We start from the raw sequence: 14,930 nt of genomic DNA, 5'->3' as shown, positions 1-14,930 counted from the left end.
ATGAGTTTTTGGCGAAATTGATTATACCCAATCATCATGCTGTTCAGATTACCTTCACAAAACGTCAACACGCCCTAGCCCCATCAAATATTTTATCTGATGGGGCTAATTTTCGGACTTCATAAATGAAAGGATTACCTGACGATTATTCGCTGTTTGAACTTACGGGAGGAACGTAAGCCGTAAAGGTGTTTGGTCGGGTATAAGATAATACAGGGACTCGACATGTCTTTATAGTAGACGCTTTTATCTGCGTCATTAGTTCTGTTATAGACAATGGGCGTTCTGATAGTTTTATTTTCAAAGTACGGTCAATTACATGTAAAAATGATGAAGAATATCCCGCAGGACAAAGCTTACTCAATGGCTGATAGTTATCTTCAATATTTCGCACGATACTGACTGGAGGAGGGGTTCCGACAATCAAGGTATGCAATACCGCTCCTAGAGAGTAAATATCTGTCCAAGGACCTTGTTGCCCTTCTTCGTTGGCGGTGTATTGCTCAACAGCCGTAAACCCAGGACTTATGGTCACTTCCTTTTCATCTGACAAACGTTCCGTTGCTTTTCTGGCAGAGCCTAAATCAAGTAATATGGGTAACTGATCATCTTGAATCAGAATATTATCCAGAGAAATATCACAGTGCAGATATCCTGCTTGGTGGAGCGTATCGATAGCATCAAGCAAAGGAAACAACATATTATAAATCCAATTTTGATTGATGATCTTTGGGCGTTTCGTTTGTAATTTTTTTAATGTCATCCCACTGTAAAATGGAGTTGCAATATAAGCAGTACTATTTTGTTGCCAGAAACGCAGAAAGCGTGGCAGGCAGGGGTGATTAAAACAGGTCATCAAATGGGCTTCATGCATAAAATTATGTAGCCCGATCTGGAATCTCTTTTTGAGACTTGCTCTGCGTAGATTTAGCTTTAGATCCTGACGACGTACAACGAGAATAGAAGGCATATATTCTTTAATAGCAATAGTGCGTTTCAGTCGGTGATCCCATGCACGATATACAATACTGAATCCCCCTTCGCTAATGACTTCTTCAATTTCAAATTCGTTGAAACAATACCCTATAGGAAGTGCATGAGATAGAGAAAACTCGCCACTGGAGTAGTTATTATGAGTATTCTGCATAATGAATGTTCTCCTGAACACAGATCTAATTTGTGTATTGAAACTCACCTTGCTTGAACGATACCTGTAGGTGAAACATTATCCTTCACCATAGCCAAGGTGTACCTTTCCATGTTGAGGCGGTGTGTGCTTCCTAAAACTCATTCATATTGATGGTAATAAGGTTTCGCCTTTAGTGGAAGGACCCAAACAAAAAACTGGAATTCCATGTAATTAATATTACTAATTGGAATGAACTATTTCATAATGTTAATTATTTTTCAATTAAATTTTATTGATATTAATTTTTTTTATAGAAATAACTTCCAAATAATAAAATAATGAATTTAAGAAATAGGTGGTTTTTAATATTTTGATTTAAAATTATTTTTATGGGAGATATTAGGTTGTATGATTTCTGTGTATTTTGTCAGTTATCATTACTGAAATGAGGATTTTTTTGGTGTACTGATAAGATAAGTTGGCGGCAATCACAAATAGCTTGCCGCCCAGAAAATAAATTCTATTTATAAAACAATTGGTTTGCCATGTTGGAAAACAAAAGTAATATTATTTTATTTTAGTACTGATAATGCGTTGTCATAGTCAGGTTCATTGGTGATTTCATCAACTAGCTGGCTATAAATAATCTGGTTATTTTCATCCAAGACAACAACGGCACGTGCAGTTAACCCAACTAATGGACCTTGGCTTATCGCAACACCGTAATCTTCGTGAAATTTACCACCACGCAATGTAGAAAGCATCACCACATTTGACAAACCTTCAGCACCACAGAAGCGGGATTGTGCAAAAGGTAAGTCTGCTGAAATGCAAAGTACGACAGTATTATTCAGTTCGCTGGCAACTTGATTGAATTTACGGACGGATGTGGCACAAACACCTGTATCAATACTTGGGAAAATATTGAGTACCTTTCGTTTCCCTGCGTATTGGCTCAGTGTCACATCGGCGAGATCTTTGGCTACCAGTGAGAATTCTTTTGCTGTTTGGCCTACCTGTGGAAAATCTCCATTAATGGTGATATCGCTACCTTGAAACTTGACTGTTTGTGTCATGGTTTTTATCCCTCGATTAAGTAAACTGCGTTATCAGTGTAAAGGAAGAGTGCGATCTTGCCCACCAAAATAGACGCGATATTCAGAAATACTCTGCCCTCCTTTAATTAACAATGTTTTATAATTTATTTTTAGGATAATTATTAGACTCACAAGGCAAAAATTCATGCATAATTTTAAGTTGCTTCCCTCTGTATTGCTGATGACTGGGCTTTCTTTTTCTGTTTCTGCCGCTAATGTACCTACTGGAACTCAACTTGACGCCCGTCAGGAACTGGTTCGTCAATTGAAAGATGAACCTGCATCATTGGATCCTATTAAATCCTTTGGCTTGACAGAAGCACAAGTGCTGCGTGACCTGCTTGAAGGCTTGGTGAATCAGGATGCTTATGGAGAGCCTATCTCTGGTGTTGCTATTGATTGGAAGACAACAGACAACCAGACGTGGGTATTTACATTACGGCAGAATGCACGCTGGTCTAACGGTGACAAGGTCACGGCATCTGATTTCGTTTATAGTTGGCGGAGGTTGGTTAATCCTGCTAATGCATCCTCTTTTTCTTGGTTTGCGGCTTTATCAGGCATTCAGAATGCACAAGAAATTATTGATGGCAAATTACCATCAGAAAAACTGGGAGTGGAAGCGATTGATCCATATACATTAAAAGTTAGCCTAGATCGTCCAGTTCCTTATTTTCCCAATATGACAACCAATTTTAGCCTTTATCCCGTTCATAAACAGAGTGTTGAAAAATATGGTAATGATTGGACAAGAGTCGGTCATTTGGTTGGTAATGGCGCATTTATGCTTACGGGACGTGTTGTAAATGAAAAAATTGTTCTGACACCAAACCCTTATTATTGGGATCATAAAAATACCGTATTGAAAAAAGTTACTTTTTTACCTATCAATCAGGAATCCCACGCGACCAAGCGTTATCTGGCAGAGGATTTGGATATTACTGAATCTTTCCCTAAAAATATGTATCAGAAACTATTGCGGGATATTCCAGGAGAAGTATTCACGCCGGATCAATTAGGTACGTATTACTACGCATTCAATACACAGCGGGCACCCACCAATGATATTCGCGTTAGGCGAGCGCTTTCCATGACGATAGATAGGAAACTGATTGCAGGAAAAATCTTGGGAACGGGAGAAAAACCTGCATGGCGCTTTACACCTGATGTCACTGCTGGATTCCAGCCAGAAAAAAGTCGGCAGGAAATTTTAACCCAACAGGAATTGGATAATCAGGCGAGGACATTATTGAAAGAAGCCGGATATGGCTTCGGTAATCCATTAAAACTTTCTCTGCTTTATAACAACTTAGAAAATAACCAGCGGATCGCTATTGCAATAAGTTCAGAGTGGAAAAAGAAACTGGGTGTTGAGGTGAAATTAGTCAATCAGGAATGGAAAACCTATGTTGATAATCGTAATACCGGTAATTTTGATGTCGTCAGAGCATCTTGGACTGGGGACTACAATGAGCCATCAAGTTTTTTATCTCTTTTGACCTCAACGCATAGTGGCAATCTCGCTAAATTCCACAATTCTGCCTATGACACATTGATAAAAGAAGCTAGTCAGGAAACTGATGAAATGACGAGAAACTGTGATTATAATCAGGCAGAAAAAATAATTACCGAACAAGCGCCAATTGCTCCTATTTATCAATATACCAATGGCCGTTTGATCAAATCGTGGCTAAAAGGATACCCGATCACCAATCCTGAAGACGTGGCCTATAGTCATAGTATGTACATCATCAAGCACTAAAAAGGAGCAGATGTGGAAACGATTTATGGCTCAGTTTTTAAAGATTCCGACGCTGTGTATTCCTGCCAGTTGAATGGTAAGGGAGGTATCATGGCATTTGGGGAAGACGAAGCCGCAACAGCAGAGCAGCCATTCTGGCAGCACCTTGATTATAAAAATCAGGCCAGCCAGCGATGGATCATGAGTACGGCTTTGCTGCCGACCTCAGTGAAAGAAGGGTTGTCAGGTGAAAGTATCCGACCAAAAGTGCTTCGCACTGGCGAAGGCACCATGATCACCTTGCGGACAGTTAATCGCAATGAAAATGCACGTCCTGATCACTTGGTCTCGTTCCGCATTTATATCAATGACAGAATGATTATTTCCAGTCGTCACCGGAAAGTTCGTTGTATCGATCAAGCCATGGATGATTTACATAATGGCGTTGGTGCCAAGAGTACGGGGCATTGGCTGGTTGAAATAGCAGGGGCCATTACCGATGAAATGAACGATTTTATTGAAGAACTGCATGATAGCCTAATAGGGTTTGAGGACGATATTCTGGAGCAGAAAGTCCCCGGACGCGGAGAATTAGTGTTATTACGTAAACAATTAATCGTCTTGCGTCGGTATATGGCACCGCAGCGTGACGTATTTCTGCGTTTGGCCAGTGAACGGCTACCTTGGATGAATGATGAGGATCGTCGTCTGATGCAGGAGATAGCTGATCGTCTCGGGCGGGGGCTGGATGATCTTGATGGCAGCATAGCGAGGACAGCAGTCCTTGCAGATGAAATATCGTCCATGATGGCGGATGCGATGAACCGCCGCATTTATATGATGTCTTTGCTGACGATGGTGTTCCTGCCAACGACCTTTTTGACAGGTTTGTTTGGCGTTAACCTTGGTGGAATACCTGGCAATGAGTATCGGTTTGGATTCGGCATATTTTGTTTCTTGCTGTCCATACTGATAACTATTTTCGCTTGGTGGTTGAGACGAACCAAATGGTTATAAGGAACTAAATAAAAATGTAAGGGATATGTGGTGATTTAATAGACCACTATCCTCAAACCGAGCTACTATCTCAAAATCGAACGGTTAGTGTTATCTTGTTTGAGATATATCAATAATTAGATCCTACAATTAAGGCATTATAGCTTTCGCAGGTGAATACAACGTTGGGTGATGAACGTTGTGCTCCATAATTGTAGTTTTTCTCAAATTGAGTTTTGTACAGAATAATTGACCATAATTATGCCGATGTCAGTTTTTACATCGGCTATTTTTTTCGCTATTTTATTTCGACCACATCCAGACGATCCGCTTGAAAATCAAGTTGCTCATCTGATTCAACGGCCGGCTGCGAGGGCAGCTCTTCACGATCAAAGGCCAAATCCCCACCATCAATCACTTCACTGCCATGAGTAATACTCTTGAAATCGAACAGATTAAGATCGCTGAGATGAGATGAAACCACATTTTGCACGGCACGAAACATAGTTTCGATTCGTCCTGGATAACGCTTGTCCCAGTCACGTAGCATGTCCTTAATGACCTTACGCTGTAAGTTAGGTTGCGAGCCGCATAGATTACAAGGAATGATCGGGAACGCTCTGGCTTCGGCATAACGCTCAATGTCCTTCTCCCGGCAGTAAGCGAGTGGACGGATAACAATATGTTTGCCATCATCGCTGATCAATTTGGGAGGCATGCCTTTTAATTTACCGCCATAGAACATATTCAAAAATACGGTCTGCAAGATATCATCACGGTGATGGCCCAGAGCGATTTTGGTCGCCCCTAGCTCAGTTGCCGTGCGGTACAAAATACCACGACGCAGGCGAGAGCAGAGCGAACAAGTGGTTTTCCCTTCTGGGATCTTCTCTTTTACAATACCGTAAGTGTTCTCTTCGACAATCTTATACTCAATGCCCAGTTCTTCCAGATAGGCTGGCAGGATATGTTCAGGGAATCCTGGCTGTTTTTGATCCAGATTCACCGCCACCAGAGAGAAATTAACTGGTGCACTTTTTTGCAGGTTCTGCAAAATGGATAGAAGCGTATAGCTATCTTTTCCACCAGAAAGGCAGACCATAATACGATCGCCTTCTTCGATCATTTTGAAGTCTACAATGGCCTGACCCGCGTCACGACGCAGGCGTTTTTGTAATTTATTGAAATTATATTGATTTTTCTGGCTATTCATTTCTGATTGTTCTTTACTTTTTCTGGTTGCCTGTTTAGCAATGGATTGGAAGACCTTTAAAAAACTGAAATCAGTTTATTATGGCGGAGAACATAAAAAAGGAAGCAATGATAGCGGATGAAAAGGGATTATCAATCAGAGTTGGTAAAAAAGTCTTCCAGATAAGCATGGATTAAGATTTATGAAAAATTTGGTAATAGAAATCCTTTTTTTCGTTAAAGCGTTATATTTGAAATTATGGTAGATTCAGCTGGTTTTTGGTGTGAGATACTATTTTGTCTCTTGTGGATTGGTAACAGGTATGAATGGATTGGGTTATTTGCTTATCGCGATCGTTTCTGAAGTGATCGCAACAACGATGCTAAAGGCATCAGATGGGTTTAGTCGCTTGATGCCTTCTATTGTCGTTGTGATAGGCTATTGCTTCTCGTTTTGGGCATTATCGCAGGTTGTAAAAGTGCTTCCGTTGGGAATTGCTTATGCTATTTGGTCGGGGCTTGGCATTGTGTTAGTCTCGGTGGCAGCTATATTTTTATACCAGCAAAAACTGGATTTACCTGCGATAATAGGAATGTTGCTGATTATCATGGGTGTTTTGGTAATAAACCTGTTTTCTAATAGTGGAGCTAATCACTGATAGTCATCAATATTCACAAGCATTCATCTGGTGTCATGATAAATGCGTACATGAATGTGTATATAAACTACATTAAAAGCTGTATTATTTTTTGAAGAAAGTGATATGGCAATTACTGATTCATGGCTGCGCTCCACCAGTGGCAAGCCCCAAGAAAAAATGATTACCAAATCAGATAGAGATGGTTTATCTGTTCGTGTTACCCCGAAAGGTAAAGTGATTTTTCAGTTTCGGTATCGCTGGGGAGGAAAAGGGGATAGGATCGATATCGGAACTTACCCAGCAACCAGTCTAAAAGATGCTCGTGACGCTGTAACCTTTTACCGTGGGGAACTGGAACAACACCGTAATCCCAAAATCGTTAAGCGTGCACGCAAAGAGTTAGCTTTGAATGCAGTAACTGTAAAAGGGCTTATACGAGAATGGTGGGTGACGACTATGCAGGATGTAAAAGTTAATGCTGATGCAATTCTGCGCACTTTCGAGATTCATGTTTTCCCAAAATTCGGTGAACTACCCCACGATGAGGTAAAACTTCCTATTTGGCTGACTTTAATCGAATTCGTCACAAGATAATCACCAGCAATCGGTAAGCGGATATTGACATATTCCAAAACTGCGCATCGATGGGCTGTTCGGCGAGGAATGACTAATAACACTCCTCTATCTGATGTGATATCAAGTGATTTAGGAGGTCAGGACATAAATACGGATGTTGATACAAATGTGGGGGATAGAACGCTAAGCGAAAAAGAGCTGGTGATTCTTTTCCAGCTTATCAATGCTCCTAAGTATAATCCACACAATGCACTGATAGTAAAGTTGTGTTTATTATTTGAATGCCGTATTGCTGAGTTATTGAAAGCTAAAGTTAATGATTTTGATTATGAAAAAAATATCTGGATTGCCCCTCCCGCAAACCATAAAACAGGAAGAAGAACTAAGAAACCTATTATTAGGCCGATTATTCCAAAAGCCAAAGAATTAATTGAACAGGCAAAAAAATTAAATTATGGGAGTGAATATCTGTTCACTGTGTTACGTGGCAGATCCTTTTCAGATAGGTCGCATAGTGACATTGTCGCGAAGCTCAATAAAGGGATGGCTTCTCACTTTGATTCTTATACTTATTGATCCATCCATGATTTGCGCAGAACGATGCGTACTGGCGTTTCTGAGTTGACTGCGCCTCATATAGCTGAAACTATGGTAGGCTATAAACTGCCGGGAGTGTGGCAGGTGTACGATAAGCACACCTACCTGAATGAGCAGAGAGAGGCATATGAACTCTGGTGGGAGAAGCTGACTAAAATTGTTTCCCGCCCTCCCAATCAAAAATATCCTGCCGTAGAAAATTAAGCTGGTCAGATTTAAATTTGGGTTTTGGGAAGCCTTCTCGTTTTTGCTTCCCATTACTGCACCATAACCTTATCGTGTGTGATGTTACGCCATATCGGTCTGCCAGTTCCTTTGTTTTGATATAGGGTGACTCCGCCATCATACACCTCCTTTATGATAACCGTTCTCCAAAATCATTTTTGCCACCGTTGCAGGTGTTGCCTTTCCTTCCCATGTCGCATCAAAAATAATGTTGTTCAGCTCCGTTGTTAGAATGTCGTTCAGATTCTTCGGCCTTTCAGAGTAGGGCACCTGATCAGGCACCCCGTCCATAACGTCAATAATAAGCTCGGCGATTTCCTTTTCTCCCCGTTCTGGTTTACGGTATCCTGCTTGCCAGATTGCATCGGTGATGTCAGAAGGATCGCCCCAAACCGAGGCGATGATTTGAGTCAGGTGGAAGGAGTTATTGATCATGGCTCACCGCCTTCACAGACAATAGGTCTTCCAGTTCATAAATAAGGTCTAGAATGCTGGCCTTTTGCTGCCGTTCGGATTGAAGTACGTCCAGACGCTGATCGAGTTGTTGCAACTCTCTTTTCAGTGCAGAACTACTCGGAACCGTGATAAAGTCACTGGACTCAATCACTGGCTTCATTGGTTGTGGTTCTGAAACTCCCACTTCAATCTCCGGCTTAATCAGCTCAACATGACGAACAGGAAGACAAACAGACGCAACCCAATAATAGAAACGACGCCCATCCCTCTTATGCATGCCTATCACACCTTTTTCTATATCTTTTCCCAGTAACCCGCCGATATTGTTCACTGGGAAGCCTGCTTCTTTCGCAAGTTCAGTTGAAGACATTTCTCCACGTTCAGAGAGTAATCCTCTCAATACCTCAACTTTTGTTGGTGCTGCCTGATTAGAGGCTATTTCTTTAACATTCATATTATTAGGTGCTGTTTGCTCTGTCAGGGAATACATGCCATTGACCGATTCAACTATTCCCTTGCGAATATAGTTTGCCAGCATGGCATCTACGACACTTTCATCTCTGCCGATGTGAGCTGCCAGTGTGGTAAGATCACATTGTCCGAATTCTTCCAGCACTTCGATAGTAAGTGGTTTATTAGTCATTATTCTTTACCTTGCTTATTACGCGCTTTCTTCACCGGTGTTAACTTCACTTCTGCCACTTTTGGTGCGGGTGGCAGAGGAGGGCAGATGCCCTCATGAAGATGTTGGTTACGCCTCATGATATGAATGAGCCGCTGTGTTTGATCCGTGCCGTCGTCGATGTGGAATGTTGCCTTAACAAGCACATCGTCAATGTCTGCCATCTGGCGATGCTTATCTGTCACTGTCAGCCTCCTTACAAATGGTCTTGTAAGCACGTATCATGTGATTGGCTTTGCCTGTGATAACCGTTCTTCTGAAAAACACACCGGAAGAAGAAGCCCGAACAGGTGTGGCTAACAGGGCAGCATCAACACAACGATTGTGTTTGCTGCGTTCGGTGATGAAGCTGGCAATGACTATTTGTGCCGTATTGCCCTTGTCGAGATATTCAATTCTCATTGCGATCTCCTTACACCCGGCATGGCATGACGACAAACAGAGGATTGCCATAACGCTGATTGATGTTGTCGCCAAACTTCATTAAGCAGGCGTCTGTCATGCTGGATGGATACAGGGAAACGGTGATGAAAGCTGAATCGGCTTCAAACATTTTGTAGGGGTAAGCCAAGAACTCAGCCTGAAAGTGAGGAATAACATTTTCCACTTTCTTTGGGATGATGCGGCTTAGGTCAGGAAAGCGTCCATCCAGTATTGATAAGACGGTAAATCCCACTCGCGCCCCATTAACATCTCGGTGTACGGCATAAGGTTCTTTGGTGAAATGCAGTTCTGTGGTTTCTGCTTTCTTGGGGATCTTCCCGTAAAACTGAACGATAGCTTTACGGCGTGTGTTCACGCCATGCTCCAACCGTAAAGCCACATGACCGTTTGTTGATTCCAGATATTTGGGGGTGATGTGCACCCCGCAAAGGTAATAACGCGGGTCATTTTTAGCCACACAAACCAATGCGGCACGTAATAAATTGGAGTTGATGATCATGACTTCACCTCCGCGTTTGGGCACAGGTGCATGTCAGCAAGCATGCTTTCGTTGAATCCCTCAGGCATGACAGAGAAGAGGGTGTGATTAGTTGATGTCAGGCGATCATCAGTGAATGCGAGTGTTTCTTGTGCTTTAGTGAAAGCGTCAGCAGCATCACGAGCCACCATAGAAATGCTTAGTGGGTGGCGATGTCCGCAGGGGTAATCACCTAAATAGGTCACAACATATCTTGTTCTTTCCATTTTCATCACCTCACTTCTTGCCAAATAATTTCTTGAGATCAACACCGTGTATAGCCAGCCATGCTTCGGCAGGCCATGACTTAACATGTCCATATCGGGTATCGGGAACCTTCACAACTTCGATGTTGTTTTCACGGCACCATTTACGGAGTGGGGCGTAGTTGTATTCTTTTTCTGTGGCGTTCTGCACAGCCGTAACTGTTGCGTGTTTTGTGCTTTCGCCCAGACGTTCTTCCAACTCTCTGCATTTGCGGGTGGCAGAGCTGAGTTTGCCGAGTGCCTGAGCCTCACGACTGCGACTGATCTGTGATTTGGTACGGCGAGCTTCATCACGTTCTTGAGTAATGACGACCTTTTCTTTTTCAGTTGTCAGCAATGCTTCCAGAGCTGCAATGTAATCACCGGGCAAGGCAGGGGGATTGGTTGCGGATTTTTTCTGGTGAAAGTAAGCTGACTCCATCTTTTCAAAGAAAGACCATGCCTCATCGGTATCAAGAATCTTCGACATGCGAGCCGCACCTTTCTCTGTGAAAAGGGTGATTTGATTTGCATGTTTATTAACCAAGTCAATATTATTGCCTTGGTTCTTAAATGATTGAAAGTTATCACCTTTAAGAGTGAATACATGAACACCCTCAATAAAGCGGCTGCGATGATTAGCAATATTGGAACGGATGTTTGTTGGTTCCGTTCCGTATCCAGTCGCCAGCGTTTCAGTGGTAACGACACGAACGCCTTGCCATTCGATTACTGGCAGCTTGTTTGAATCGATAGTTACTAATTCGTTTTTCTTGCTCATTATTCTGCTTCCTTAAGTTCAATCTTCATTTTCTTTGCATGGCGTCGCATAGCTCTATTAAGTGGTACTTTTAGGAATTCGCCTTCTATTGAGAAATTGGCGATATATTTTTTTGAATTTAAATAATCACGTTCTTCGTCTTTTCCTAATTGCATTCCTTGGGGGATAGTCATTCCCATGAAGCCTTGTTGTGTTTTATTTCTTTTCTTTTTTCCCATTACAACCCCTCCCGAATAGTTATTCTTGCTTGTCGAACACAGCGCAGGTTATTCTTGGTGCATTCTTGTTCTTGTTTGTGCTCTTGGGTTAATGAAAGAGCCTCACCCCATTTATTGGCCGCACGGCGAAAGAAGCCTTGGAGTTCTAAAATCCGTGCTAATTGCTTTGCTTGTTCGTATGTAGTCATCATTTGCCGCCTGTTTATAGCTATTATGTAATAAGTGTCTTTCTTCGTTATTCTCTTGGTTATATTGCGCCCATAATCGATGCTTAAGATCAGCGGCTAAATATTTGGCTTTTCCCCAATATAAAGCTGCAAGGTCATACTTCTCTTCTTTCTCTTTCTGGATGGCTGTTTCAGCAAAATATAAATAGGTTTCATTTTTCATTGTTATCTCCATTTATGGGTTCTGTTTTCTTTGCAATGAGTTTTAATATTTCATTCATAAACTCATTGCCTTCTGCGGTTAAATTTCCGAACTTGTTGTAAAAGCTGTCATATGTGTTTATAAGTTCATGTAATTTATGTTGGTGTTCGTCAAGTTCATCCTCAAAGAACTTAATTAAAGCGAGAGTTAATATCTCCTCGTCTAAATCCAGTCGGCAATTAACGCCAGATTCTTTTACAAATACAGAGTGAGAGCCGTGCTTCTTTTGTAATGCATCCAGTTTTGCATGTATAAATGCCTTTCGCTTTCTTTCAAGCAAAGTTGATTGTGTCATTTTATATTCTCCGTTTTTGGAGTAAGCGAATCCCCAGCAATGGCGCTGTAATTAAATTTGTTTTGTTGTTTTTATTATTCTAATTCGGCTATTTGTATTTCTAACTCAGATATTGTTTCATGTAATGAGTTAATTTTATTCATTGCTTTTGAATGCTTTTTCCGTAGGGCTATCTTTTCCCTTTCTCGTCTAACATCGGCTTTCAGTTCTTCCAGCACCTGAGCATGTCGTCCCATAAATTCAGGTCGCATCTTTCCACGGCGTAATGCAGAAGTGCCGTCTTCCTGAATGACTTCTTCGGCAGGGAAGTTGCTTGGCCTTTCGTCGGCGTTGAACTGCTCTTGCGCCCGAACGTAAGCCAGTTTATTCAGTGCGCCTTTCTCACTCAGATAAGTCTTGCCGGAACCGCGAACGACATAGACTTCACGTGGCTCAATAACGATCTCTTGATTAGTGGCGGTTTCGATGGGTTTAAGTATTTTCATGAGTATTCTACTCCTCTGACTCGTGCTATTTCTTTGCCAGCATCAAAGGCTAAATCTATCGCAATAAGAAGTAAATTTGCGTCGTCATTATCTCCACAGACATCAATCATTGTGCTCAATAGTGATCTTGATTTTTCGATTGCATTTTTAGCTGGCTCTAATTCAATATCTAAATTAGAACATGTATCAATTACACTCTCCATAATATAATCTTTATTTATATCCTTTAACCGCTGAGCTAAATTACACGTTTGACGATGTACACCACGACATATTAAATAAGCATCCGGTTCGGCTTCATTCTGAGTTGCAGTGATGATTGGAGCTAATGACGCTTCAATTTCTTCTGCAATCTCGACGGCTGCTTGTAGTTTATTTATCATTATTTATTCCTTACGATTAATAATTTGACCAGCCCATGTTGTGATATATTCACCAGATAGCATCGCTTTTTCTTGGTGATAATTTTCAGCAACACATTTAATTTTAATAGGGAGCTGTTGATCGGTATTAGCTCGCTCTATTGCTGCAAAGATAAAAATTTTCATAATTACCTTTTATTGAATGCGGAGTAATTTTTTCAATTCAAGATTATCTTTAATAAAGAAAATGTCACACTCTGGCAGTAACCCCGCCTGATTCCAGACGACGGCGGGTTTTAGTTTTGGTTGAGTAGAGAGCTGCTTTATTCATGCAGCAATTATCAAAACTGGGTGTTGGATCTTGTTGTTCGTCATTCTCTTTGACGAGAACAATCAGGTTGACTATTGCGTTCGCGCTATCGTTTTGTGGTTTGCGCTGGATGGTTAATACCTTGCGCGGTTCGGTCTCCAATCCAAAAGCCTGATCGATGATATTTTCAAGCGCTTTTATTTCAGACTGGCGAATATTTTCTTCTAAACGGCGGCGAGTCATTAAATTACCGCGTTCCAGATGGCGGCGCATCTTTGAACTGAGGCGGCCACCTGTAGGAAAAACAATGATATTTTCCATTTTATTACCCCTAATTAGTAATTTTTGGGGTGTAGTTAATGATCTATGAGCCTGTTTTAAATTTGCACATATCTAAAAGATACGAGCAAACTTTCCAGCGACTCTATGTCTATCCTTAGACTCTGCTAACCACGCCCCAAAAATCACTTTGGGTAGGGACTCTCCACAAGGGCGGAGCATTCATTGTAGGTACTTACCCGATCATCACTACAGCCGAGGTGAACAAATTCCTCAACCGTGGCGCATTTATTGACAGCATTCCATTGTTCATTGACGGGGAGATGATCGACGGTGAAACGATGCCGTCAGCGGATAACGAGAGCGTGAAAGACGTTTTTCGTGCGGTTAAGCAACTGAAAAAAATCACTGAGCGGCGCATTGACTTTCAATAAATACCTTGATCGCGTACCAACTGACGAAGACGTTAATCGCGCCGTTGGCATTGTCACACCGGCAATAACAAACCCGCACTTCCATAAAATCGATTATGCGCGCCAGTACAGCAATATGCCTGCACGTGAGCACGCCGAGGACAGTAAGCGGATTATCAATGAGTGGAAAAACGAACTGAAAATCAAAAGAAGCAAGAAACCGAACAGCGAGACTTTGGCGAGTAGAACTGATTCGGCTCTTGCGGTCGGCAACGGAGAGTTACCTGTGGCAAAGTATCGCACGGTTACTATAAATAAAAAATAAATAAGGGGCAAAGAGATGCTAACCATTACCCCCAACTTTGCCCAAGAACGTACCTTGAACATGCTGCGTCAGAACTGGAAGCAACACCGTACTTTCATGGTGTACAGTCCAACGGGATCAGGTATACGGCAATCAAGGCTTACTTACCTGAACTGAATGAAAGAACATGGAAGCGGAACTGGAAACCTTTTTATGAAAAACTAGTGAGTAAGTGTTATGCCGAAGAAAGCCGTGCCGAAGCTGCATTTAATAAGATGACAAAATAAACCGTTGCTTTTTGTCCGGCATTGGCTTAATATGTATTAGTCGCGACTTGGTCTGACAGTTCAACTTGCAAAGTTGAGAGTTACCGGTTTTGATATAGATGTCCAAATCTTAAACAAAACACGAGGTAACTCTCATGCTTTATACTAACAATTCTATTATCAAACACAAAGTCGGTTTGCTTAATTTAGCCGAAGAACTCGGCAACGTTTCTAAAGCGTGTAAAGTGATG

27 protein-coding genes are annotated in these 14,930 nt (G+C 41.6%); 9 read left to right on the top strand and 18 right to left on the bottom strand.

Going from position 1 to position 14,930, the window contains the following annotated elements:
- Positions 1 to 145: 145 nt before the first annotated feature.
- Positions 146 to 1,147, bottom strand: a complete 1,002-nt coding sequence (locus tag NXS07_RS16515) for a serine/threonine protein kinase (protein ID WP_051862870.1) — start codon at positions 1,145 to 1,147, stop codon at positions 146 to 148.
- A 554-nt stretch (positions 1,148 to 1,701) separates the two neighbouring features.
- A complete protein-coding gene (gene tpx / locus NXS07_RS16510; RefSeq protein ID WP_038192181.1) occupies positions 1,702 to 2,205 on the bottom strand; it encodes a thiol peroxidase in 504 nt (167 codons plus the stop codon).
- Positions 2,206 to 2,371: 166 nt separating this feature from the next.
- On the opposite strand from tpx, the gene NXS07_RS16505 reads away from it, so the two are divergent.
- Both NXS07_RS16505 and zntB read left to right on the top strand, forming a co-directional pair.
- Positions 2,372 to 3,988, top strand: coding sequence for a peptide ABC transporter substrate-binding protein (locus tag NXS07_RS16505; RefSeq protein ID WP_038221323.1), 1,617 nt, complete (start codon positions 2,372 to 2,374; stop codon positions 3,986 to 3,988).
- Positions 3,989 to 4,000: 12 nt separating this feature from the next.
- Entirely contained in the window at positions 4,001 to 4,984 is a 984-nt protein-coding gene (gene zntB, locus NXS07_RS16500; RefSeq protein ID WP_038206152.1) for a zinc transporter ZntB, read from the top strand.
- 277 nt (positions 4,985 to 5,261) lie between these two features.
- Here zntB and ttcA read toward each other — a convergent pair whose 3' ends face one another.
- Complete coding sequence (gene ttcA / locus NXS07_RS16495) at positions 5,262 to 6,218, bottom strand: tRNA 2-thiocytidine(32) synthetase TtcA (RefSeq protein WP_258087165.1); 957 nt, start codon at positions 6,216 to 6,218, stop codon at positions 5,262 to 5,264.
- A gap of 259 nt (positions 6,219 to 6,477) precedes the next feature.
- Here ttcA and NXS07_RS16490 point away from each other — a divergent pair, with 259 nt between their 5' ends.
- The 4 genes from NXS07_RS16490 to NXS07_RS16475 all read left to right on the top strand — a co-directional run bounded on the left by NXS07_RS16490 (position 6,478) and on the right by NXS07_RS16475 (position 8,172).
- Positions 6,478 to 6,813: a DMT family transporter gene (locus NXS07_RS16490; RefSeq protein WP_038206146.1), complete on the top strand. Its 336-nt coding sequence runs from the start codon at positions 6,478 to 6,480 to the stop codon at positions 6,811 to 6,813.
- Positions 6,814 to 6,918: 105 nt separating this feature from the next.
- Positions 6,919 to 7,389, top strand: a complete 471-nt coding sequence (locus NXS07_RS16485; protein WP_258087163.1) for an Arm DNA-binding domain-containing protein — start codon at positions 6,919 to 6,921, stop codon at positions 7,387 to 7,389.
- Between the two features lie 69 nt (positions 7,390 to 7,458).
- Positions 7,459 to 7,947 (top strand): tyrosine-type recombinase/integrase, encoded by a 489-nt coding sequence (locus tag NXS07_RS16480; RefSeq protein WP_258087162.1) that lies wholly within the window; start codon positions 7,459 to 7,461, stop codon positions 7,945 to 7,947.
- 24 nt (positions 7,948 to 7,971) lie between these two features.
- Positions 7,972 to 8,172 (top strand): site-specific integrase, encoded by a 201-nt coding sequence (locus tag NXS07_RS16475; protein ID WP_258087161.1) that lies wholly within the window; start codon positions 7,972 to 7,974, stop codon positions 8,170 to 8,172.
- A 138-nt stretch (positions 8,173 to 8,310) separates the two neighbouring features.
- On the opposite strand, the gene NXS07_RS16470 is transcribed toward NXS07_RS16475, so the two are convergent.
- The 15 genes from NXS07_RS16470 to NXS07_RS16400 all read right to left on the bottom strand — a co-directional run bounded on the left by NXS07_RS16470 (position 8,311) and on the right by NXS07_RS16400 (position 13,738).
- Positions 8,311 to 8,628 carry a hypothetical protein gene (locus NXS07_RS16470; protein WP_038221966.1) on the bottom strand — a complete coding sequence of 106 codons (318 nt, stop codon included), beginning with the start codon at positions 8,626 to 8,628 and terminating at the stop codon, positions 8,311 to 8,313.
- The gene (locus tag NXS07_RS16465; RefSeq protein WP_038203543.1) at positions 8,618 to 9,292 is read right to left on the bottom strand and encodes a FeoC-like transcriptional regulator; all 675 of its coding nucleotides are present in this window, start codon (positions 9,290 to 9,292) and stop codon (positions 8,618 to 8,620) included. The genes NXS07_RS16470 and NXS07_RS16465 overlap by 11 nt, the downstream gene beginning before the upstream one ends.
- Positions 9,292 to 9,516 carry a hypothetical protein gene (locus NXS07_RS16460; protein ID WP_038221962.1) on the bottom strand — a complete coding sequence of 75 codons (225 nt, stop codon included), beginning with the start codon at positions 9,514 to 9,516 and terminating at the stop codon, positions 9,292 to 9,294. The genes NXS07_RS16465 and NXS07_RS16460 overlap by 1 nt, the downstream gene beginning before the upstream one ends.
- Entirely contained in the window at positions 9,506 to 9,733 is a 228-nt protein-coding gene (locus tag NXS07_RS16455; protein ID WP_038221960.1) for a hypothetical protein, read from the bottom strand. The genes NXS07_RS16460 and NXS07_RS16455 overlap by 11 nt, the downstream gene beginning before the upstream one ends.
- Before the next feature lie 10 nt (positions 9,734 to 9,743).
- Positions 9,744 to 10,274 carry a beta clamp domain-containing protein gene (locus NXS07_RS16450; protein ID WP_038221958.1) on the bottom strand — a complete coding sequence of 177 codons (531 nt, stop codon included), beginning with the start codon at positions 10,272 to 10,274 and terminating at the stop codon, positions 9,744 to 9,746.
- Complete coding sequence (locus NXS07_RS16445; RefSeq protein ID WP_051862904.1) at positions 10,271 to 10,519, bottom strand: hypothetical protein; 249 nt, start codon at positions 10,517 to 10,519, stop codon at positions 10,271 to 10,273. The genes NXS07_RS16450 and NXS07_RS16445 overlap by 4 nt, the downstream gene beginning before the upstream one ends.
- 10 nt (positions 10,520 to 10,529) lie before the next feature.
- On the bottom strand, positions 10,530 to 11,318 hold the full coding sequence (locus NXS07_RS16440) for an ORF6N domain-containing protein (RefSeq protein ID WP_258087160.1): 789 nt from the start codon (positions 11,316 to 11,318) through the stop codon (positions 10,530 to 10,532).
- Positions 11,318 to 11,536 carry a hypothetical protein gene (locus NXS07_RS16435; RefSeq protein WP_038221954.1) on the bottom strand — a complete coding sequence of 73 codons (219 nt, stop codon included), beginning with the start codon at positions 11,534 to 11,536 and terminating at the stop codon, positions 11,318 to 11,320. The genes NXS07_RS16440 and NXS07_RS16435 overlap by 1 nt, the downstream gene beginning before the upstream one ends.
- On the bottom strand, positions 11,536 to 11,724 hold the full coding sequence (locus NXS07_RS16430; protein WP_071827748.1) for a PerC family transcriptional regulator: 189 nt from the start codon (positions 11,722 to 11,724) through the stop codon (positions 11,536 to 11,538). The genes NXS07_RS16435 and NXS07_RS16430 overlap by 1 nt, the downstream gene beginning before the upstream one ends.
- A complete protein-coding gene (locus NXS07_RS16425; protein WP_038221952.1) occupies positions 11,648 to 11,926 on the bottom strand; it encodes a hypothetical protein in 279 nt (92 codons plus the stop codon). Before NXS07_RS16425 ends, NXS07_RS16430 begins: the two co-directional genes overlap by 77 nt.
- Entirely contained in the window at positions 11,916 to 12,260 is a 345-nt protein-coding gene (locus NXS07_RS16420; RefSeq protein ID WP_051862903.1) for a hypothetical protein, read from the bottom strand. Before NXS07_RS16420 ends, NXS07_RS16425 begins: the two co-directional genes overlap by 11 nt.
- Positions 12,261 to 12,334: 74 nt before the next feature.
- Positions 12,335 to 12,745 (bottom strand): hypothetical protein, encoded by a 411-nt coding sequence (locus tag NXS07_RS16415; RefSeq protein WP_238127269.1) that lies wholly within the window; start codon positions 12,743 to 12,745, stop codon positions 12,335 to 12,337.
- The gene (locus NXS07_RS16410) at positions 12,742 to 13,128 is read right to left on the bottom strand and encodes a hypothetical protein (RefSeq protein WP_258087159.1); all 387 of its coding nucleotides are present in this window, start codon (positions 13,126 to 13,128) and stop codon (positions 12,742 to 12,744) included. Before NXS07_RS16410 ends, NXS07_RS16415 begins: the two co-directional genes overlap by 4 nt.
- 3 nt (positions 13,129 to 13,131) lie before the next feature.
- The gene (locus NXS07_RS16405) at positions 13,132 to 13,293 is read right to left on the bottom strand and encodes a hypothetical protein (protein ID WP_155272338.1); all 162 of its coding nucleotides are present in this window, start codon (positions 13,291 to 13,293) and stop codon (positions 13,132 to 13,134) included.
- Between the two features lie 64 nt (positions 13,294 to 13,357).
- Positions 13,358 to 13,738, bottom strand: a complete 381-nt coding sequence (locus NXS07_RS16400; protein ID WP_038214940.1) for a transcriptional antitermination N peptide — start codon at positions 13,736 to 13,738, stop codon at positions 13,358 to 13,360.
- Positions 13,739 to 13,956: 218 nt separating this feature from the next.
- Between NXS07_RS16400 and NXS07_RS16395 the strand changes: the two genes are divergently transcribed.
- From NXS07_RS16395 to NXS07_RS21620, 3 genes are all read left to right on the top strand, one after another.
- Entirely contained in the window at positions 13,957 to 14,130 is a 174-nt protein-coding gene (locus tag NXS07_RS16395; protein ID WP_258087158.1) for a hypothetical protein, read from the top strand.
- The gene (locus NXS07_RS16390; RefSeq protein WP_242425201.1) at positions 14,117 to 14,434 is read left to right on the top strand and encodes a hypothetical protein; all 318 of its coding nucleotides are present in this window, start codon (positions 14,117 to 14,119) and stop codon (positions 14,432 to 14,434) included. The genes NXS07_RS16395 and NXS07_RS16390 overlap by 14 nt, the downstream gene beginning before the upstream one ends.
- A 74-nt stretch (positions 14,435 to 14,508) precedes the next feature.
- Positions 14,509 to 14,700: an antitermination protein Q gene (locus NXS07_RS21620; protein ID WP_308686630.1), complete on the top strand. Its 192-nt coding sequence runs from the start codon at positions 14,509 to 14,511 to the stop codon at positions 14,698 to 14,700.
- The last annotated feature ends 230 nt before the right edge of the window (positions 14,701 to 14,930 follow it).

It is taken from the genome of Xenorhabdus bovienii, assembly GCF_024721015.1.
GTDB lineage: Bacteria > Pseudomonadota > Gammaproteobacteria > Enterobacterales > Enterobacteriaceae > Xenorhabdus > Xenorhabdus bovienii.
This window is presented reverse-complemented; position numbering and strand designations above follow the sequence as displayed.